Annotated in this window: 16 protein-coding genes; 10 read left to right on the top strand and 6 right to left on the bottom strand. The window is 70.2% G+C overall.

Features of this window, described 5'->3' with window-relative positions; genetic code table 11:
* Nucleotides 1-17 precede the first annotated feature (17 nt).
* On the bottom strand, nt 18-239 hold the full coding sequence (locus RAMLITH_RS04850; RefSeq protein WP_168106467.1) for a CsbD family protein: 222 nt from the start codon (nt 237-239) through the stop codon (nt 18-20).
* Nucleotides 240-478: 239 nt separating this feature from the next.
* Between RAMLITH_RS04850 and RAMLITH_RS04845 the strand changes: the two genes are divergently transcribed.
* The 3 genes from RAMLITH_RS04845 to RAMLITH_RS04835 are packed head-to-tail and all read left to right on the top strand — an operon-like array spanning nt 479 to nt 3,968.
* Nucleotides 479-1,468: a 2-hydroxyacid dehydrogenase gene (locus RAMLITH_RS04845; RefSeq protein WP_168106154.1), complete on the top strand. Its 990-nt coding sequence runs from the start codon at nt 479-481 to the stop codon at nt 1,466-1,468.
* Entirely contained in the window at nt 1,465-2,808 is a 1,344-nt protein-coding gene (locus RAMLITH_RS04840) for a DNA recombination protein RmuC (protein ID WP_168106153.1), read from the top strand. The genes RAMLITH_RS04845 and RAMLITH_RS04840 overlap by 4 nt, the downstream gene beginning before the upstream one ends.
* Before the next feature lie 8 nt (nt 2,809-2,816).
* Nucleotides 2,817-3,968, top strand: a complete 1,152-nt coding sequence (locus RAMLITH_RS04835; RefSeq protein WP_168106466.1) for an MFS transporter — start codon at nt 2,817-2,819, stop codon at nt 3,966-3,968.
* Here RAMLITH_RS04835 and RAMLITH_RS04830 read toward each other — a convergent pair.
* Nucleotides 3,965-4,828 (bottom strand): LOG family protein, encoded by an 864-nt coding sequence (locus RAMLITH_RS04830; RefSeq protein WP_168106152.1) that lies wholly within the window; start codon nt 4,826-4,828, stop codon nt 3,965-3,967. The genes RAMLITH_RS04835 and RAMLITH_RS04830 overlap by 4 nt on opposite strands.
* Before the next feature lie 69 nt (nt 4,829-4,897).
* Between RAMLITH_RS04830 and RAMLITH_RS04825 the strand changes: the two genes are divergently transcribed.
* Nucleotides 4,898-5,584, top strand: a complete 687-nt coding sequence (locus tag RAMLITH_RS04825) for a hypothetical protein (RefSeq protein WP_168106151.1) — start codon at nt 4,898-4,900, stop codon at nt 5,582-5,584.
* A gap of 4 nt (nt 5,585-5,588) precedes the next feature.
* Here RAMLITH_RS04825 and RAMLITH_RS04820 read toward each other — a convergent pair whose 3' ends face one another.
* Both RAMLITH_RS04820 and efp read right to left on the bottom strand, forming a co-directional pair.
* On the bottom strand, nt 5,589-6,383 hold the full coding sequence (locus RAMLITH_RS04820) for a heme-dependent oxidative N-demethylase subunit alpha family protein (RefSeq protein WP_168106150.1): 795 nt from the start codon (nt 6,381-6,383) through the stop codon (nt 5,589-5,591).
* Between the two features lie 61 nt (nt 6,384-6,444).
* The gene (gene efp, locus RAMLITH_RS04815; RefSeq protein WP_168106149.1) at nt 6,445-6,999 is read right to left on the bottom strand and encodes an elongation factor P; all 555 of its coding nucleotides are present in this window, start codon (nt 6,997-6,999) and stop codon (nt 6,445-6,447) included.
* Between the two features lie 182 nt (nt 7,000-7,181).
* Between efp and RAMLITH_RS04810 the strand changes: the two genes are divergently transcribed.
* Nucleotides 7,182-7,883, top strand: a complete 702-nt coding sequence (locus tag RAMLITH_RS04810) for a phosphatase PAP2 family protein (RefSeq protein ID WP_168106148.1) — start codon at nt 7,182-7,184, stop codon at nt 7,881-7,883.
* A complete protein-coding gene (locus RAMLITH_RS04805; RefSeq protein ID WP_168106147.1) occupies nt 7,880-9,553 on the top strand; it encodes a phosphoethanolamine transferase in 1,674 nt (557 codons plus the stop codon). The genes RAMLITH_RS04810 and RAMLITH_RS04805 overlap by 4 nt, the downstream gene beginning before the upstream one ends.
* A gap of 15 nt (nt 9,554-9,568) precedes the next feature.
* Here the strand turns inward: RAMLITH_RS04805 and earP are convergent, their stop codons facing one another.
* On the bottom strand, nt 9,569-10,672 hold the full coding sequence (earP, locus tag RAMLITH_RS04800; RefSeq protein ID WP_420376886.1) for an elongation factor P maturation arginine rhamnosyltransferase EarP: 1,104 nt from the start codon (nt 10,670-10,672) through the stop codon (nt 9,569-9,571).
* Nucleotides 10,673-10,696: 24 nt separating this feature from the next.
* Between earP and uvrC the strand changes: the two genes are divergently transcribed.
* Genes uvrC through RAMLITH_RS04785 form a run of 3 tightly spaced genes read left to right on the top strand, consistent with a single transcriptional unit; the run spans nt 10,697 to nt 14,165 of the window.
* Nucleotides 10,697-12,676: an excinuclease ABC subunit UvrC gene (gene uvrC, locus RAMLITH_RS04795; protein ID WP_168106146.1), complete on the top strand. Its 1,980-nt coding sequence runs from the start codon at nt 10,697-10,699 to the stop codon at nt 12,674-12,676.
* A gap of 52 nt (nt 12,677-12,728) precedes the next feature.
* Entirely contained in the window at nt 12,729-13,295 is a 567-nt protein-coding gene (pgsA, locus tag RAMLITH_RS04790) for a CDP-diacylglycerol--glycerol-3-phosphate 3-phosphatidyltransferase (RefSeq protein WP_168106145.1), read from the top strand.
* 33 nt (nt 13,296-13,328) lie between these two features.
* Nucleotides 13,329-14,165 carry a DMT family transporter gene (locus RAMLITH_RS04785; RefSeq protein ID WP_168106463.1) on the top strand — a complete coding sequence of 279 codons (837 nt, stop codon included), beginning with the start codon at nt 13,329-13,331 and terminating at the stop codon, nt 14,163-14,165.
* Here the strand turns inward: RAMLITH_RS04785 and RAMLITH_RS04780 are convergent.
* Entirely contained in the window at nt 14,140-15,072 is a 933-nt protein-coding gene (locus tag RAMLITH_RS04780) for a LysR family transcriptional regulator (protein ID WP_168106464.1), read from the bottom strand. The two genes, RAMLITH_RS04785 and RAMLITH_RS04780, sit on opposite strands and share 26 nt — an antisense overlap.
* A gap of 113 nt (nt 15,073-15,185) precedes the next feature.
* On the opposite strand from RAMLITH_RS04780, the gene RAMLITH_RS04775 reads away from it, so the two are divergent.
* The gene (locus tag RAMLITH_RS04775; protein ID WP_168106144.1) at nt 15,186-16,271 is read left to right on the top strand and encodes a tartrate dehydrogenase; all 1,086 of its coding nucleotides are present in this window, start codon (nt 15,186-15,188) and stop codon (nt 16,269-16,271) included.
* The last annotated feature ends 152 nt before the right edge of the window (nt 16,272-16,423 follow it).

The following is a 16,423-nucleotide window of genomic DNA, read 5'->3' as shown; positions in this document are numbered from 1 at the left end:
CGCCGGCAGCGGCCCGCTCAGGATTTCTCGAAGAAGAAGTCCGGGTTGCGGCGCTCGAAGGTGTCGACCTGCCGCTGCGCCTCGTCCCTGGCCAGGCCATGCCGCTCCTGGATGCGGCCCAGGAGCTGGTCGCGCCGCCCGGCGATGACGTCCAGGTCGTCGTCGGTGAGCTTGCCCCACTGCTCCTTCACCTTGCCCTTCATCTGCTTCCAGTTGCCTTCGATGCGGTCATGATTCATGCTGGACTCCATGGGTTCGATCGCCACCCGGGCGAAGGCCGGCGGCATGCGAACACTGTAGGAGGGCCCTCCGGCGCGGCCGGTAGGAGGCGCGTGAACACTTTCGTAGGCTCATCGCCGACATGGCGGGCACACGCGCGCAATGCGGCCGCGGCTCGACGGCAAGCCCCGCATAATCGGCGTCTCCCAACATCCCGCGGCCGGGCGCGTGGCCCGGCGCGAACACTGCCTCCAGTCCCATGAGCAAGCCCACCATCCTCGTCGCGCGCCGCGTCTTCCCGGAAATCATCGACCTGCTGCAGCGGCATTTCGAAGTCGAAGCGAACCAGGAAGACACGCCCTGGACCAAGGCGGAGCTCGCGCAGCGACTGCGCGGCAAGGCCGGCGCCTTCACCACCGGCAGCGAGCGCATCGACGCCGAGGTGCTGGCGCAGGCGCCCGAACTGCGGGTCTGCGCCAACATGGCGGTGGGCTTCAACAACTTCGACCTCGCCGCCATGACGGCCCGCGGCGTGCTCGGCACCAACACGCCCGACGTGCTGACGGAGACGACGGCCGATTTCGGCTTCGCGTTGCTGATGGCGACCGCGCGCCGGGTGGCCGAGAGCGAGCATTACCTGCGCGCCGGCAAGTGGGAGCGCTGGACCTACGACATGTTCGCGGGCACCGAGGTGCACGGCAGCACGCTGGGGATCCTCGGCATGGGCCGCATCGGGCAGGGCATCGCGCGCCGCGGCGCCCACGGCTTCGGCATGAACGTGATCTATCACAACCGGTCGCGGCTCGCCCCGGCGCTGGAAGCCGAGTGCAAGGCGCGCTACGTCTCCAAGGAAGAACTGCTGCGCACGGCCGACCACCTGCTGCTGGTGCTGCCGTATTCGGCCGAGTCGCACCACGCGATCGGGGCCGCCGAGCTCGCGCTGATGAAGCCCACGGCCAACCTGGTGAACATCGCCCGCGGCGGCATCGTCGACGACGCGGCCCTGGCCCAGGCGCTGCGCGAGCGGCGCATCGCCGCCGCCGGCCTCGACGTGTTCGAGGGCGAGCCGAAGGTGCACCCGGCCCTGCTCGAAGTGCCCAACGTGGTTCTCACGCCGCACATCGCCAGCGCGACGATCCCGACGCGTCTGGCGATGGCCAGGCTGGCCGCCGACAACCTCGTCGGGTTCCTGGTCGACGGCAAGCCGGTGACGCCGCTGAACCCCGAGGTGCTGGGCCGGGCGCGGTGATCGAACTGTGGCTCGCCATCGGCCTGGGCGCCGCCAACCTGGCGCTGCTGCTGGCGCTGCTGCTGCGGCGCGACCCGGCGCGGGTCGAGCTCCTCGCCGCGAGCGAGCGGCTCGAGCGTGAACTGCGGCGCGAGATCAGCGAGTCCTCGCGCGCTGCCCGCACCGAACTGACGCAGACGATCGCGACCTTCCAGGCCGCGCTGTTGCGGCAGGGAGCCGAAACGACGCGCACGCAGAACAGCCAGATCGACGCGTTCGGGCAGCAGCTGTCGCTGCTGCAGAAGACGCTGGCCGACACGATGACCCTCCAGCTGCAGACGCTGGGCGAGTCCAACGCGCGCCGGCTCGGCGAGATGCGGACCACGCTGGAGTCGCAGCTGGCGCTGCTGCAGCAGTCCAACGCGGCCAAGCTCGACGAGATGCGCAACACCGTGGACGAGAAGCTGCAGGCGACGCTCGCGGCGCGCCTGGGCGAGAGCTTCCGCCACGTGGCCGAGCGGCTGGAACAGGTCCACAAGGGCCTGGGAGAGATGCAGGTGCTGGCGCAAGGCGTCGGCGACCTGCAGCGGGTGCTGACCAACGTGAAATCGCGCGGCATGTTCGGCGAAGTGCAGCTCGAAGCGCTGCTGGAGCAGGTGCTGACCGCCGACCAGTACGCGCGGCAGGTGGAAACGAAGCCGCGCAGCAACCAGCGGGTGGACTTCGCGATCCGGCTGCCCGGGCGCAGCAGCGACGGCAGCGCCGTGTGGCTGCCGGTCGACGCCAAGTTCCCGCGCGACGACTACGAGCGCCTGCTCGACGCCCAGGACCGGGCCGACGGCCCGGCGGCGGAAGCGGCCGCGCGGGCGCTCGAAGCGCGCATCCGGGCCGAGGCGAAGTCGATCTGCGAGAGCTACCTGTGCCCGCCGCACACCACCGACTTCGCGATCCTGTTCGTGCCGGTCGAAAGCCTCTATGCCGAAGTCCTGCGCCGGCCCGGGCTGATGGATGCCGTGCAGCGCGACTGGCGGGTGACGCTGGCCGGCCCCACGACCTTGCTGGCGATGCTCAACAGCCTGCACATGGGCTTTCGCACGCTCGCCCTGGAGCAGCAGGCCTCCGAGGTCTGGAAGGTGCTGGGCGCGGTGAAGACCGAGTTCGAGCGCTACGGCGGCTGGGTGGAAAAGGTGCGCGACCAGGTGCGCAAGGCCGCCGACACGCTGGACACGGCGCAGACCCGCACCAACCAGATGCGCCGCGCCCTGAAGGTGGTCGAGGCCTTGCCGGAAGCGCAGGCCGGCGCGCTGCTGCCGCCGGCCGAGGCCGACGGCGAAGGTGGTCCGGCGGTGCCGCTGCCGTGATGGGCGGGTTGAGCCCGGCGCTCGCGCGCCTGATCGCCGGCCATGTGTTCCTGCATGCCTGCATGGCCGGCACCCGCATGGCCGCACCGCTGCTGGCGCTGCGCGAAGGGCACAGCGAGGCCGCGGTGGGCGTGCTGCTCGCGCTGTTCGCCCTCACCCAGGTCTTCCTGGCCCTGCCGGCCGGGCGCTATGCCGACCGGCACGGCCTGCGCCGGCCGGTGGGCTTCAGCGTGCTGGCGGCGACCGCGGGCGCCGGGCTCGCCGTGGCATTCCCGGTGTTCCCGGTGCTCTGCGCCAGCGCACTGCTCACCGGCGGCGCGACCGGCGCCGCGTCCATCGCGCTGCAGCGGCACGTGGGCCGCGCCGCCGAGACGCCGACGCAGATGAAGCAGGTCTTCTCCTGGCTGGCGATCGGTCCGGCGGTGTCCAATTTCCTGGGGCCGTTCACCGCCGGACTGGTGATCGACCACGGCGGCTATCGGCTCGCGTTTCTGGTACTGGCCATCCTGCCGCTGGTCTGCTGGTTCTGGGTCCGGGACGTGACCGAGCTGCCGCCCGTGGTCGCGCCGGCCGGGGCGAGGAAGAGCCGCGCCTGGGACCTGCTGGGCGAGCCCATGTTCCGCCGGCTGCTGCTGGTGAACTGGTTTCTGGCTTCGTGCTGGGACGTCCACACCTTCGTCGTTCCTGTCCTCGGCCATGAACGTGGGCTGTCGGCATCGGTCATCGGCACGATCCTGGGCGCCTTCGCGGTGGCCGCGGCCCTGATCCGGGTGCTGCTGCCGATCGTCGCCGCACGGTTGCGCGAGTGGGTCGTCATCGCCGGCGCCATGGGCTCGACGGCGCTGCTGTTCGCGGTCTATCCGCTCCTGCATGCCCCGCTGGCGATGGGGATCTGCTCCGTGCTGCTGGGCGCGTCCCTGGGCACGGTGCAGCCCATGATCATGAGCATGCTGCACCAGATCACGCCGGAGCACCGGCACGGTGAGGCGGTGGCGATGCGGGTCATGGCCATCAACGCGTCGAGCGTCACGATGCCGCTGCTCTTCGGGGTTGCCGGCAGCGTGATCGGCATCGCCGGTGTGTTCTGGACCGTGGGGGCCGTCGTCGCCGGCGGCATCCGGCTGGCCCTGCGCCTGAAGGATGCGCCGCCGGCGCACTAGAGCCGGTAGAAGCTGCGGATGATCTCCCAGGCGGTCTCCGGATCGTCCGCGTACTGGAACAGGTCCAGGTCGGCCGGGGAGATCACGCCTTCCTCGATCAGCACGTCGAAATTGACCAGGCGCTTCCAGTAGTCGGAGCCGAACAGCACGATCGGCACCTGCCTGGCCTTGCGGGTCTGCACCAGCGTGATCACCTCGAACAGCTCGTCGAGCGTTCCGAACCCGCCGGGGAAGGCCACCAGGGCTTTCGCCCGCATCATGAAGTGCATCTTGCGCAGCGCGAAGTAGTGGAACTTGAACGACAGCGCCGGCGTCACGTAGGGGTTGGCGTGCTCTTCCATCGGCAGCGCAATGGACAGTCCGACGCTGATGCCGTCGCCCTCGTAGGCGCCGCGGTTGGCCGCCTGCATGATGCCGGGGCCGCCCCCCGTGCAGATGAACAACATGTCTTCCGGGTCCTTGCTGGCGCTGTAGTGCGCCACCAGCTTGCCGAAGGCCCGGGCCTTCTCGTAGTAGTGGGCGTTGCGCGCCAGCGCCCGTGCGCGCCGGATGACCGCCTCGTCGCCGGCCGCTTCGGCGGCGGCGACCAGTTCCGCGGACTCCTCCTCGCTGCGAAAGCGCGCGCTGCCGAACACAACGATGGTGTTCTCGATGCCCATGGCCTGCTGTTCCAGGTCGGGCTTGAGCAGTTCGAGCTGGAACCGGATGCCGCGCGTCTCGCGCCGCAGCAGGAACTCAGGGTCGGCGAAGGCGAGCCGGCTGGCATCGGGATCCAGCGGCAGCCCGGAATCTGCATGGGCCTGCAAGGTGGCCCAGGCGTCCGCCAGCCGGCGATCATGGATGTTGCGTGGAGATGACATGGCCCCGATTTTGGGGGCATTCCAACGGCGCTCCGGTAGGATTGGGCGCAAAGAATTCCGGGGACCGAGGTGGACCAGCCGAACTATCACGTTCTGCTCGACGGCCGCACGGTGGGGCCATACGACCGCAAGACGATCGTCGGCATGCGGATCAAGCGCATGCTGACCGGCGATCACCTGCTCGTCGCTGCGGACGGCACGCGGCTGACGGTGCGCGAACTCGTCGGCGGCCCGTCGGCCCGCCCGTCCGCGAGGCGAAACGCGTCCGCAGGCCCGGCAGGAACCTCGCCGGTCCTGGGAACCTATACCGGCATCCTCATGGAGACGGCGCGGCGTGGCGTTGCGGTGCCCGCGTTCAAGGGTGAACTGGAAGTGCGGGTGCACGCCGACCTGCTGCGCCTGGCAGGGCGGCGTCGCCGCGGTTTCGGCTGGAAGGACGACCGCGTCAAGATCGCGCTGGCGGACGTGGTCCACGCCAGCGGCAAGGGGCCGCGGGTGGACGTCTGGCTGCAGCCGGGGGGCTCCGGGCAATTGCGGCGGATCGCGCTGCACATGTTCACCGCCGAGGCGGCGGAGGAACTCCTTGCCTGCCTGCCGCCTGCCATCACCGACCCGGACCAACCGGCTGCGGCGCGCGTGCGAGCCGCCGGGGCCCGGGCCGCGGCGCCGGCCGGCCGGGCGCTGGTCGTGGCCGCCCTCGGGATCTCCGCCGTGATCGTGCTGGTGCTGCTGGTGCTGATGTCGCGGATCTACTGAGCGCTCAGGCACGGGCCTCGAGCCAGCGCAGCAGCGGCTCGCGGGCGGGCCCGAGGTTCTTGTACGCCAGGACGGCGGCCGACATCGAGGCGAGCGAATCGTGCAGGCGCCGGGCCTGCCACGGCTGCGCCACCGCTTGCGGCAGCGGTTGCAGCATCACGCGGATCGTGAACACCGCCTGCCGGGTGCCCCGGCCCACCGGGAAGAAGGTCTGGCGCTCGGCGCGCAGCCAGCACCGGTCGGCGAACTCCGGATCGTCGGCGCTGGGCCAGGGCGTGCGTTGGTGTCGCCGCGGGTGCTGGTCGTAGCGTCCGGACGCACTGATCGTCCAGACATGCCGCTCCCAGGAACTGCCGTCAGTCACCAGGCTCACCAGTTGCCGTGATGCGGCAACCAGGGCCGCGTTGTCTGCGACCGGGCCGTGCAATGCGGCGAAATCGAGCCCGATCTTGTCTTCAGGCGCCCAGTGGGAGGGGACGCAGACGCATAGCCAGGGCAGGGTGCCACTGGCGCCGTCGAGCACAGCCAGGTCCTCCTCGAACGCCAGCTCGGGCGGATCCTGGGCGCCGAAGGGCAGTCCGGCGCCAGCGGCATGGCTGGAGATCGCCTGCAAGGCCGGCGCCGGATCGAACTCCCGGACCTGGTGGCGCGACGCCCCGGCCCGAAACACCGCGTCCTTCTCGGCGTGCAGCTGGCCATGCGCGGCCAGCGGTGTCAGCTGGGACGACCCCGGCTCGACGCGCCGCAGCCCCGGCCGCATGCCGAACGGCACGCCGATCAGGCTGAAGTCGAAGTCCATGCGGCCAGTGTCCCAAAAGAAAGGGCCCCTTGCGGAGCCCTGGTGCGACGGCGTGTCGTCCTCAGACGCGGCGGCGGTATTCGCCGGTGCGCGTGTCGATCTCGACCTTGTCGCCCTGCGCCACGAAGATCGGCACGCCGATCTCGAAGCCGGTGGCGATCTTGGCCGGCTTGAGCACCTTGCCCGACGTGTCGCCCTTGACGGCCGGCTCGGTCCAGGTGATCTCGCGCTCGAGGCTGGTGGGCAGTTCCACCGACAGGGCCTTGCCTTCGTAGAACACCACTTCGGCCGGCATGCCGTCCTCGAGGTAGTTCAGGGCGTCGCCCATGTTCTCGGCTTCCACCTCGTACTGGTTGAATTCGGAGTCCATGAAGACGTACATCGGGTCGGCGAAGTAGGAGTAGGTGCACTCCTTCTTGTCCAGCACGATCTGGTCCATCTTGTCGTCCGCCTTGAACACCACCTCGGTATTGAAGTTGGCGATGAGGCTCTTGAGCTTCATGCGCACGGTGGCGGCGTTGCGCCCGCCGCGGGCGTATTCGGTCTTGAGCACGACCATCGGATCCTTTCCGTGCATGATGACGTTGCCGGCGCGGATTTCTTGAGCGATTTTCATAGCGGTTGAAGCGAGGGATAGGCCGCGCTCGCCCAGAGGCCGGGCCGCGGCGGGTGCGCACGAGAGGGCCTGGCCGCCAGCGCGCAAAGCCCTGCATTTTAACGTTTTTTCTTCAGCCCGCCAGTGATGCCCGGGCTGCCGTTCAGGTTCTCTTAAGCGTGGCCGCGCCACAGTCGCGGCCCATGACCACCGCCGACTTCCCTCTGCGCCGCCGCCACGGCGCCGTCGTCACGCTCGCCCTGCTGGCCCCGGTGCTGCTGTGGGATGCCAGCGGCCTCGATCCGGCGCTGGCCCGGCTGGCCGGCGGCGCGCAGGGCTTTCCCTGGCGCGACCACTGGCTCCTCGCGGCCGTGCTGCACGACGGAGCACGGCTGCTGGCCTTCGCGGTTGCCGGCTGGCTGGCACTGGGCATCTGGTGGCCGACCGGTCCCCTGCGCGACGTGCCCCGCGGCGCCCGAGTGCAGTGGCTCGCCTCGCTGGTGATCGCCGTGCTCCTGGTCAATGCGCTCAAGCATGCCAGCCGGACCAGCTGCCCGTGGGATCTCGCCGACTTCGGCGGGACGGCGTCCCATGTCTCGCACTGGATCTGGGCGGCGGGCGACGGCGGGCGGGGCCACTGCTTTCCGGCCGGGCATGCGTCGGCCGGGTTCGGCTTCATCGGCGGCTTCTTCGCCCTGCGCGACCATTCCCCGCGCGCCGCCCGCCTGTGCCTGTGGCTGTCGCTCGGTGCCGGGTTCCTGCTGGGCGGCGCGCAACAGCTGCGCGGCGCCCACTTCGTGAGCCACACCTTGTGGACCGGCTGGCTCTGCTGGGCGAGCGCGGTGGTGCTGGCGTCGCTCGCCACTCGCCTGCAGGCCGGTACGCCGGCGGGAGCGGCGGCATGAGCCGGGTACCTGGCGTCCTGCGGTGGCGGCCCGAGATCAGCGTGGAGACGCTGGTGCTGTGCAGCGCCGTGTTCATGCTGGCGGCGGGCAACGGCCGCTTCTGGCAGGCGGCCCTGGCGCAACGCTCGTGGGCCGAGCCTGCGACCTGGGGCTTCTCGGCAGCGCTGTTCGTCGCGCTGTCGGCACTGTACCTGCTGGCCGGCGCCGCCGTCGCCACGCGCCACACCGTCAAGCCGCTGCTCACGGTGCTGCTGCTGGCGTCGGCCGCGGCCGCCTGCTACAGCGACCGCTACGCCGTCTACTTCGACCGCGCGATGCTGCGCAACATCCTGGCCACCGACCTCCACGAGGCCCGCGAACTGCTCGGGTGGCCGCTCGCGCTCTACCTGCTGGGACTGGGCGCGCTGCCCTCGCTGCTCGTCTGGTGGCCGCGACTGAAGCGCCGCACGCCGGGACGGGCGGTTGCCCTACGGCTGGCCTGGCTGGTGGCGGCCGCTGCCGTGGCGGCCGGCGCCCTGGTGCCGGTCTTCGCCGATTTCGCGTCCCTGATGCGCAATCACAAGGAAGTGCGCTACCTGTTGAACCCCGGCAACGTGGTGGCCGCGCTGGCCGGCAACGCATGGGGAAGCGGCCAGGGTCCCGGTGGGCCGCGGCTGCCGGTCGGCGCCGACGCGAAATTCAATGCCGCCTGGCAGCAACGCGTCCGGCCCACGCTGTTCGTGCTGGTGGTCGGCGAGACGGCCCGGGCGCAGAACTTCGCGCTCAACGGCTACGGGCGTCCCACCAACCCCGACCTCGCCCGGCGTCCGGTGATCAACTTCCCCCAGGTGACCGCCTGCGGCACGTCGACCGAGGTCTCGCTGCCCTGCATGTTCTCGCCATGGGGCCGCGGCCGCTATGACGAGGGCCGGATTCTCGGCCACGAGTCGCTGTTGCACGTGCTGGCGCGCGCCGGCTTCCAGGTCCAATGGCGCGACAACCAGTCCGGCTGCAAGGGGGTGTGCAGCGGCCTCGCGCAGCAGCAGTTCAATGGTGCCGCGGCGGCGGCGTCCTGCGCCGGCGGCCAGTGCCCCGACGAGGTCCTGCTCCAGGGGCTCGAGGGCGCCGCCCGCGACGAACGCGGAAACCTGTTCGTCGTGCTGCACCAGCTCGGCAGCCACGGCCCCGCGTATTACAAGCGCTACCCGGCGGCGTTCAGGCGTTTCGCGCCGGCTTGCGAAAGCGAGGACCTGCGCCGCTGCACCCGCGAGGAAATCGTCAATGCGTACGACAACTCGCTGCTGTACACGGACTACGTGCTCGGCGCCCTGGTCGACCTCCTCGAGCGCGCGCAGGCGACCCACGATACGGCGATGCTCTATGTCTCGGATCACGGCGAGTCGCTCGGCGAGGGCGGCCTGTACCTGCACGGCGTGCCGTACCCGATCGCGCCGGACGTGCAGACGCGGGTGCCGATGGTGATGTGGCTGTCCCCGGCGTTCCGCCGCAGCCACGACATCGACGAGGCGTGCCTGCGGCGTCGCGCCGCGCAGCCGGCGTCCCACGACAACCTGTTCCACTCGCTGCTGGGCGTCCTCGACGTGCAGACCGCGGCCTACGAGCGCGACCTGGACCTGTTCGACGGTTGCCGCATGCCGGCGGCGCTGCACGCCCGGGCCTCGGCGCCCTAGCGGGGAAGCCGGGCCCTAGCCGGCGCGGCGCCGCTCCTGCACGAACGCACGCAATTGCCGGGCGAGGTCCGCCTGCTCCAGCAGCCGCTCGCGGGCCGCCCGGGCTGCCGCGGCCCAGTCCGGCAGGGCGAGCGGAGTGGCCTGCGCCGTGCCACCGTTCCAGAACTCGTGGAACGCGCGCCACGAGGGCGGCGCCTCCAGCCAGTCGAGGAAGGCGGCCAGCTTGGCGTGATGGGCGCCGTCGTCCTGCGGGTACAGCTGCCAGACGAAGGCGCGGCCCGCCCACAGCGCGCGGACCAGCGAGTCTTCGCCCCGCACGAAGTTGAGGTCGCAAGACCACAGGAGGTGGTCGAAATCGTCCTGCGAGAGCAGGGGCAGCCAGTGCACCGCCAGCTTCGATGCGGCGAGCCACCCTGGCTGCGCCCGTTCGCGCTCGTCCAGGCAGCGCCGCACCGCGTCCGCCGCGCGCCCCGCAGTCACCAGCAAGGCGGTGCGCCCCGGACCGGCGGCCAGTTGCCGCAGGAGATGGCCGAGGGCCGCCGGTTCATAACAGAACAGGCTGACCACGCGCAGGTCCGGGTCGGCCGCGATCCCGTGGCCCCGCAGCCAGCCGGCGCGGTCGAAGCCCGCCTGGCGTCGCGCGAGGTCGGGTTCGCGCAGCAGGCCGCCGGTGCCCGCAACGAATCCCGGGTAGAAGAAATGCTTCGTCAGGCCGGCCGCAGCCCCGGACAGCACGGGTGAGGGCAGCAAGTGGCTGCGCTGCGCGAAGCGCTCGGCGGTGAGGTATTCGAGATTGATCCACGGCGGCTGCGTCGGGCGCTGGCGTGAAGCGGCCGCGAGTGCCGCCTGGAACTGTGGCTCCGGGTCGCAGCCGAATGCCTCGATCACCACATCCCCCGGTTCGCCTGCCGCCTGCGCGCTCCACGCCAGCACCGTGACGCCGGGCTCCCCGGCCGGGGCCATCCACGTCAGGGCGCGGGCGTCGTCGACCCACAGCCGGACCTGCTCGCCGGTCCGCGCCAGTTGCGCGGACAGCCGCCAGCACACGCCGATGTCGCCGTGGTTGTCGATGACCTTGCAGAAGATGTCCCAGAGCATGGCGGGGCGGACTCGATCCACGCGGATTGTCCACAATACGCGCGTATGTCAGAGGTCCATTCCGAACAGCTGCTCGCGCAGGTGGCCGCGCTGCCCTCGCTGCCGGGCGTCTACCGCTACTTCGACGCGGAGGGTGGCGTGCTCTACGTCGGCAAGGCGCGCAACCTGAAAAAGCGCGTATCGAGCTACTTCCAGAAGAACCACGGTGGAACGCGCATCGGCCACATGATCTCCAGGATCGCGCGGCTCGAGACGACGGTGGTGCGCTCCGAGGCCGAGGCGCTGCTGCTCGAAAACAACCTGATCAAGACGCTCAACCCGCGCTACAACATCCTGTTCCGGGACGACAAGAGCTACCCGTACCTGAAGATCGCCGGCGCCCGGAAGGCCGGTTTGGGGGAGGAGCAGCCCCCCGGCGCGGACGCCTTTCCGCGGGTGGCGTACTACCGCGGCGCCGTCGACCGCAAGCACCGCTACTTCGGGCCGTACCCGAGCGCGTGGGCGGTCAAGGAATCGATCCAGCTGCTGCAGAAGGTGTTCCGGCTGCGCACCTGCGAGGACACCGTGTTCGCCAACCGCACGCGGCCCTGCCTGCTGTACCAGATCAAGCGCTGCTCGGGGCCCTGCGTCAACCTGATCTCGGCCGACGACTACCGGCACGACGTGGAGAACGCCGAGGCGTTCCTGCGCGGCGACACCCAGCAGGTGCTGGCCGCGCTGGAGGCGCGGATGATGCAGCACGCGCAGCGCCTCCAGTTCGAGCAGGCGGCGGAACTGCGCAACCAGATGGCGGCCCTGTCGAAGGTGCTGCACCAGCAGTCGGTGGAGACCATCTCCGACAAGGACACGGACATCCTCGCGGTCAAGGTGCAAGGCGGCAAGGCCTGCGTGAACCTGGCCATGGTGCGGGGCGGCCGCCATCTGGGCGACCGGGCCTACTTCCCGAGCCACCTGGAGGACGCGGCGGCCGTGCAGGACTTCGACGAGGCGGCGGAAACGGAAGTGGAATCGCCCGCACCGGCACAGCCGGTGGAAGTGCACGTGCTCGAAGCCTTCATCGCGCAGCATTACCTCGGCGTGCCCGTGCCCTCGACGCTGATCACCAGCGTGCCCGTCAGCGCTGCACTGATCGCGGCGCTGTCCGCGCAGGCGGGCGTGCGGGTAAATGCCGTGCACCAGCCGCGCGAACAGCGGCGCCTGTGGCTGGAGATGGCGCAGCAGAACGCGGACATCCAGCTCGCGCGCCTGCTGGCCGAGGAGGGCTCGCAGCAGGCCCGCACCCGGGCGCTGGTGGACGCGCTCGACCTGGCGCCGGACAACCTCGACACGTTCCGCATCGAGTGCTTCGACATCTCGCACACGGCCGGCGAAGCGACGCAAGCCTCCTGCGTCGTGTTCCATCACCACAAGATGCAGAACTCGGAATACCGGCGCTACAACATCGAAGGCATCACGCCGGGCGACGACTACGCCGCCATGCGCCAGGTGCTGCTGCGCCGCTACAGCCGGCTCGCGGAAGCCGGGCGCGACGCGCCGGATGCGACCCCGCCCAAGGGCAGCGGCGGCGGCGCGGGGCGCCTGCCGGACCTGGTGCTGGTGGACGGCGGCAAGGGCCAGGTCAGCATGGCCCGCGAGGTTTTCGCCGAGCTGGGGCTGGACCTGTCCGTGATCGTCGGCGTGGAGAAGGGCGAAGGGCGCAAGGTGGGCCTGGAGGAACTGGTGTTCGCCGATGGCCGCGCCAAGGTGTTCCTCGGGCGCGATTCCGCGGCGCTGATGCTGGTCGCGCAGATCCGCGACGAGGCGCACCGCTTCGCCATCACCGGCATGCGCGCCCGCCGCGCGCGGGTGCGCGTGGGTGGCAGCCAGCTCGAGGAGATTCCCGGCATCGGCGCGAAGAAGCGTGCACGCCTGCTGCAGCGGTTCGGCGGCGTGCGCGGCGTGGCCGCCGCCGGCGTCGACGACATCGCCAGCGTGGAGGGAATTTCGCGGGATCTCGCGGAGGCCATCTACCGGGCGCTGCACTGAATTGCGGCGTCGCGACCCGGCTCCCGGCGGCGGCATGCCAGAATCGAGGCCCATGTTCTTCACGGTTCCCACGATCCTCACCTGGACCCGCATCGTCGCGATCCCGCTGATCGTGGGCGTCTTCTACGTGGGGCTGGAGCCGCGGCTGCAGAACCTCATCGCCACGGTGATGTTCGTCGTGTTCGCGCTGACCGACTGGCTCGACGGCTACCTCGCCCGGCGGCTGAACCAGACTTCCGCCTTCGGCGCCTTTCTCGACCCGGTGGCCGACAAGTTCCTCGTCTGCGCGTCGCTGCTGGTGCTGGTGCACCTGAAGCGGGCCGACGTGTTCGTCGCGCTGATCATCATCGGCCGCGAGATCGCGATCTCCGCGCTGCGCGAATGGATGGCGCAGATCGGCGCCGCCAAGAGCGTGGCGGTCCACATGCTGGGCAAGGTGAAGACCACCGTGCAGATGGTCGCGATTCCATTCCTGCTGTTCGACGGCCGCCTGTTCGGCGCCATCGACACCGGCCTGTGGGGCACCTGGCTGATCTGGATCTCCGCGATCCTGACGGTGTGGTCGATGGTCTATTACCTGCAGAAGGCCTTGCCGGAAATCCGCAAGCGGGTGAAATAGGTGGCCGCACGCGACGACGCCCTGGTGCGGGCGATGCCGGCGGTGTTCGTCGTGATCTGGAGCACCGGATTCATCGTCGCGCGCTACGGCATGCCGCACGCGCCGCCGATGAAGTTCCTGGCCGCGCGGTACGCGCTGTCGGTCGCCTGCTTCATCGTCTGGGCCGTCGCGGCGCGCGTGAAGTTGCCCACGGACCGCCGCCAGCTCGCGCACCTCGCCGTCACCGGCATCCTGATGCACGCGGGCTACCTCGGCGGGGTCTGGGCGGCCGTGAAGCTGGGCATGGGCGCCGGCCTGGCGGCGCTGCTGGTGGGGCTGCAGCCGGTGCTGACGGCGGTGTGGATCGCCGGCCGCGGCGGCGCGGTGGAAGCGCGCCAGTGGCTGGGCCTCGTGCTGGGGTTCGCCGGTCTGGCCCTCGTGGTCTGGGACAAGCTCGGCGTCGGCGAGATCAGCGGGCCGAATCTGGCGCTTGCGCTCGGCGCGCTGGTCAGCATCACCGCGGGCACCCTCTACCAGAAGCGGTTCCTCGGACCGTGCGACGTCCGCGCGGCGAACCTGGTGCAACTCGTGGCGGCGTTCGCCGTCACCATCCCGCTGGCGCTGCTGGAGACCGAGGCCATGCGCTGGAACGGGCAACTGGTGGGCGCCCTGGCCTGGTCGGTGCTGGGCCTCACGCTGGGGGGCAGCTCGCTGCTGTACCTGCTGATCCAGCGCGGCGCGGCGACGGCCGTGACCAGCCTGATGTACCTGGTGCCGCCGTGCACGGCCCTCATGGCCTGGGTGTTGTTCCGCGAGCCGATCGGGTTGACCACGGTGTCCGGGATGGCCCTCACGGCGCTGGGCGTCAGCCTCGTCGTGCGGCGGGCTTGAGCTTCCACGGCTCGCCGCGAAAGCGCTCCGCCAGGAAGTCCACCAGCAGCCGGATCCGCCTGGGCGTGGACGCCGTGTGCGGCGCGATCCAGTGGATGTCGGCGTCCACCATCGCATAGCCGGGCAGCACCCGCACCAGCTCGCCGCTCGCCAACGCCCCGGCGATGTCCCACAGGCTGCGCAGCATGATGCCGCGGCCGGCAAGGCACCAGTCGCGCACCAGCTCGCCCGAGTTGCTGGACAACACGCCGCCTACGCGCACCCGCACTTCCGTGTGATCGCGCTCGCGCTGCAAGCGCCACACGTCGAACCCCTCGTTCTCGCGCACCAGCAGGCAGTCGTGCGCGGCGAGTTCATCCAGCGAAGCCGGCGTGCCATGCTGCCTGAGGTACTGCGGCGCGGCCGCCAGCACCCGCTGGTTGCGCGCCAGGCGGCGCCCGGTCCACTCGCTCGCGCGCGGGCCGCGCACCGCCCACAGCCACACCGCGCCATCGAAACCCTCGACGGCGAGGTCGGGCAACTGCTCCGTCAGCTGCAGCTGGATCTCCACTTGCGGATGGCGCGCCTGGAACTCGGCGAGCGCCGGTCCGAGCCACGCGCGCCCGAAGCCGAAGGTCGCCGCCAGCCGGATGCGCCCGGCCGGTTCCTGCTGGCGCTCCTGCAGTTCCGCTTCCATCGCCTCGAACCCGGCCAGCAGTCCGACCGCCCGCGTGCAGAGCACCTCGCCTTCCGCCGTGGCGACGACGCGGCGGGTGGTGCGCTGGAACAGCTTGAGGCCGAGCCGAGCCTCCAGCGCGGCGAGCCGCTTGGTGATCACCGAAGGCACGACGCCGGCCGCGTCCGCCGCGCTGGCGAGGCTGCCGTGGCGCCGGATCGCCAGGAGCAGTTCGAGGTCCGCGCGGTCCAGGTGGAGATTCGATTGCTGCACGTCTGGAAAGAATGGGTTGCCGGATTATTGCTTGCCGGCATCACCGCCCGCCGCGAGAATCGGCCATCGATCTTTCCAAGGAGTAGCAGGCAATGAGCAAGAAACGCATCGCCGTCATCGCCGGCGACGGCATCGGCAAGGAAGTGATGCCCGAGGGCGTGCGCGTCATGGAGGCGGCGGCGACGAAATTCGGCATCGACCTGGCGTTCGACCACTTCGATTTTTCCAGCTGGGAGTACTGCGAGAAGCACGGCAAGTACCTGCCCGACGACTGGAAGGACCGGATCGGCGGCCACGACGCCATCTTCTTCGGCGCCGTGGGCTGGCCCGAGAAGATCGCCGACCACACCTCGCTGTGGCAGTCGCTGCTGCTGTTCCGGCGCGAGTTCGACCAGTACGTCAACCTGCGCCCCGCGCGCCTGATGCCGGGCATCGTCGCGCCCGTCGTGCGTCGCGACGGCAGCAAGCGCGAGCCGGGCGAGATCGACATGTACATCGTGCGCGAGAACACCGAGGGCGAGTACTCCAGCATCGGCGGGCGCATGTATCCCGGCACGGAGCGCGAGATCGTGATGCAGGAAACCGTCATGTCGCGCATCGGCGTAGACCGGGTGCTGAAGTTCGCGTTCGAGCTCGCGCAGTCGCGCCCGAAGAAGCACCTGACCAGCGCCACCAAGTCCAACGGCATCGCGATCACCATGCCGTACTGGGACGAGCGGGTCGCCGAGATGGCCAGGTCGTATCCCGGCGTCAAGCTGGACAAGTTCCACATCGACATCCTGACGGCGCACTTCGTGCAGCGGCCCGACTTCTTCGACGTGGTGGTCGCGAGCAACCTGTTCGGCGACATCCTGAGCGACCTGGGGCCGGCGTGTACGGGCACGATCGGCATCGCGCCGAGCGCCAACCTCAACCCGGACCGCAAGTTCCCGTCGCTGTTCGAGCCGGTGCACGGGTCCGCGCCGGACATCTATGGCAAGAACATCGCCAACCCGATCGGCCAGATCTGGTGCGGCGCGATGATGCTGGAGTTCCTGGGCCATAAGCAGGCGCACGACGCGGTGCTCGCCGCCATCGAGAAGGTGCTCGATCCGAAGAGCGGCGCGCCGCGCACGCCTGACATCGGCGGCAAGGGCAGCACCACCGACCTCGGGAAGGCGATCGCCGCGGCCCTCTGAGGCGGCTTTCCCGGACGGTGGAACGCGACGCGCGCGCCGCGTCGCGTGACGGCAGAATTGACGCGCTGCGACATGAAGTGCCTTGCGCGGATCGAGGTGGAAAGAAGCCAAAAGCGTCTAGAATCCGCGTCCGCGCTGTTGTAAAGCCGCCC

Origin of the sequence: Ramlibacter lithotrophicus (assembly GCF_012184415.1) — a bacterium.
Taxonomy (GTDB): domain Bacteria; phylum Pseudomonadota; class Gammaproteobacteria; order Burkholderiales; family Burkholderiaceae_C; genus Ramlibacter; species Ramlibacter lithotrophicus.
This window is presented reverse-complemented; position numbering and strand designations above follow the sequence as displayed.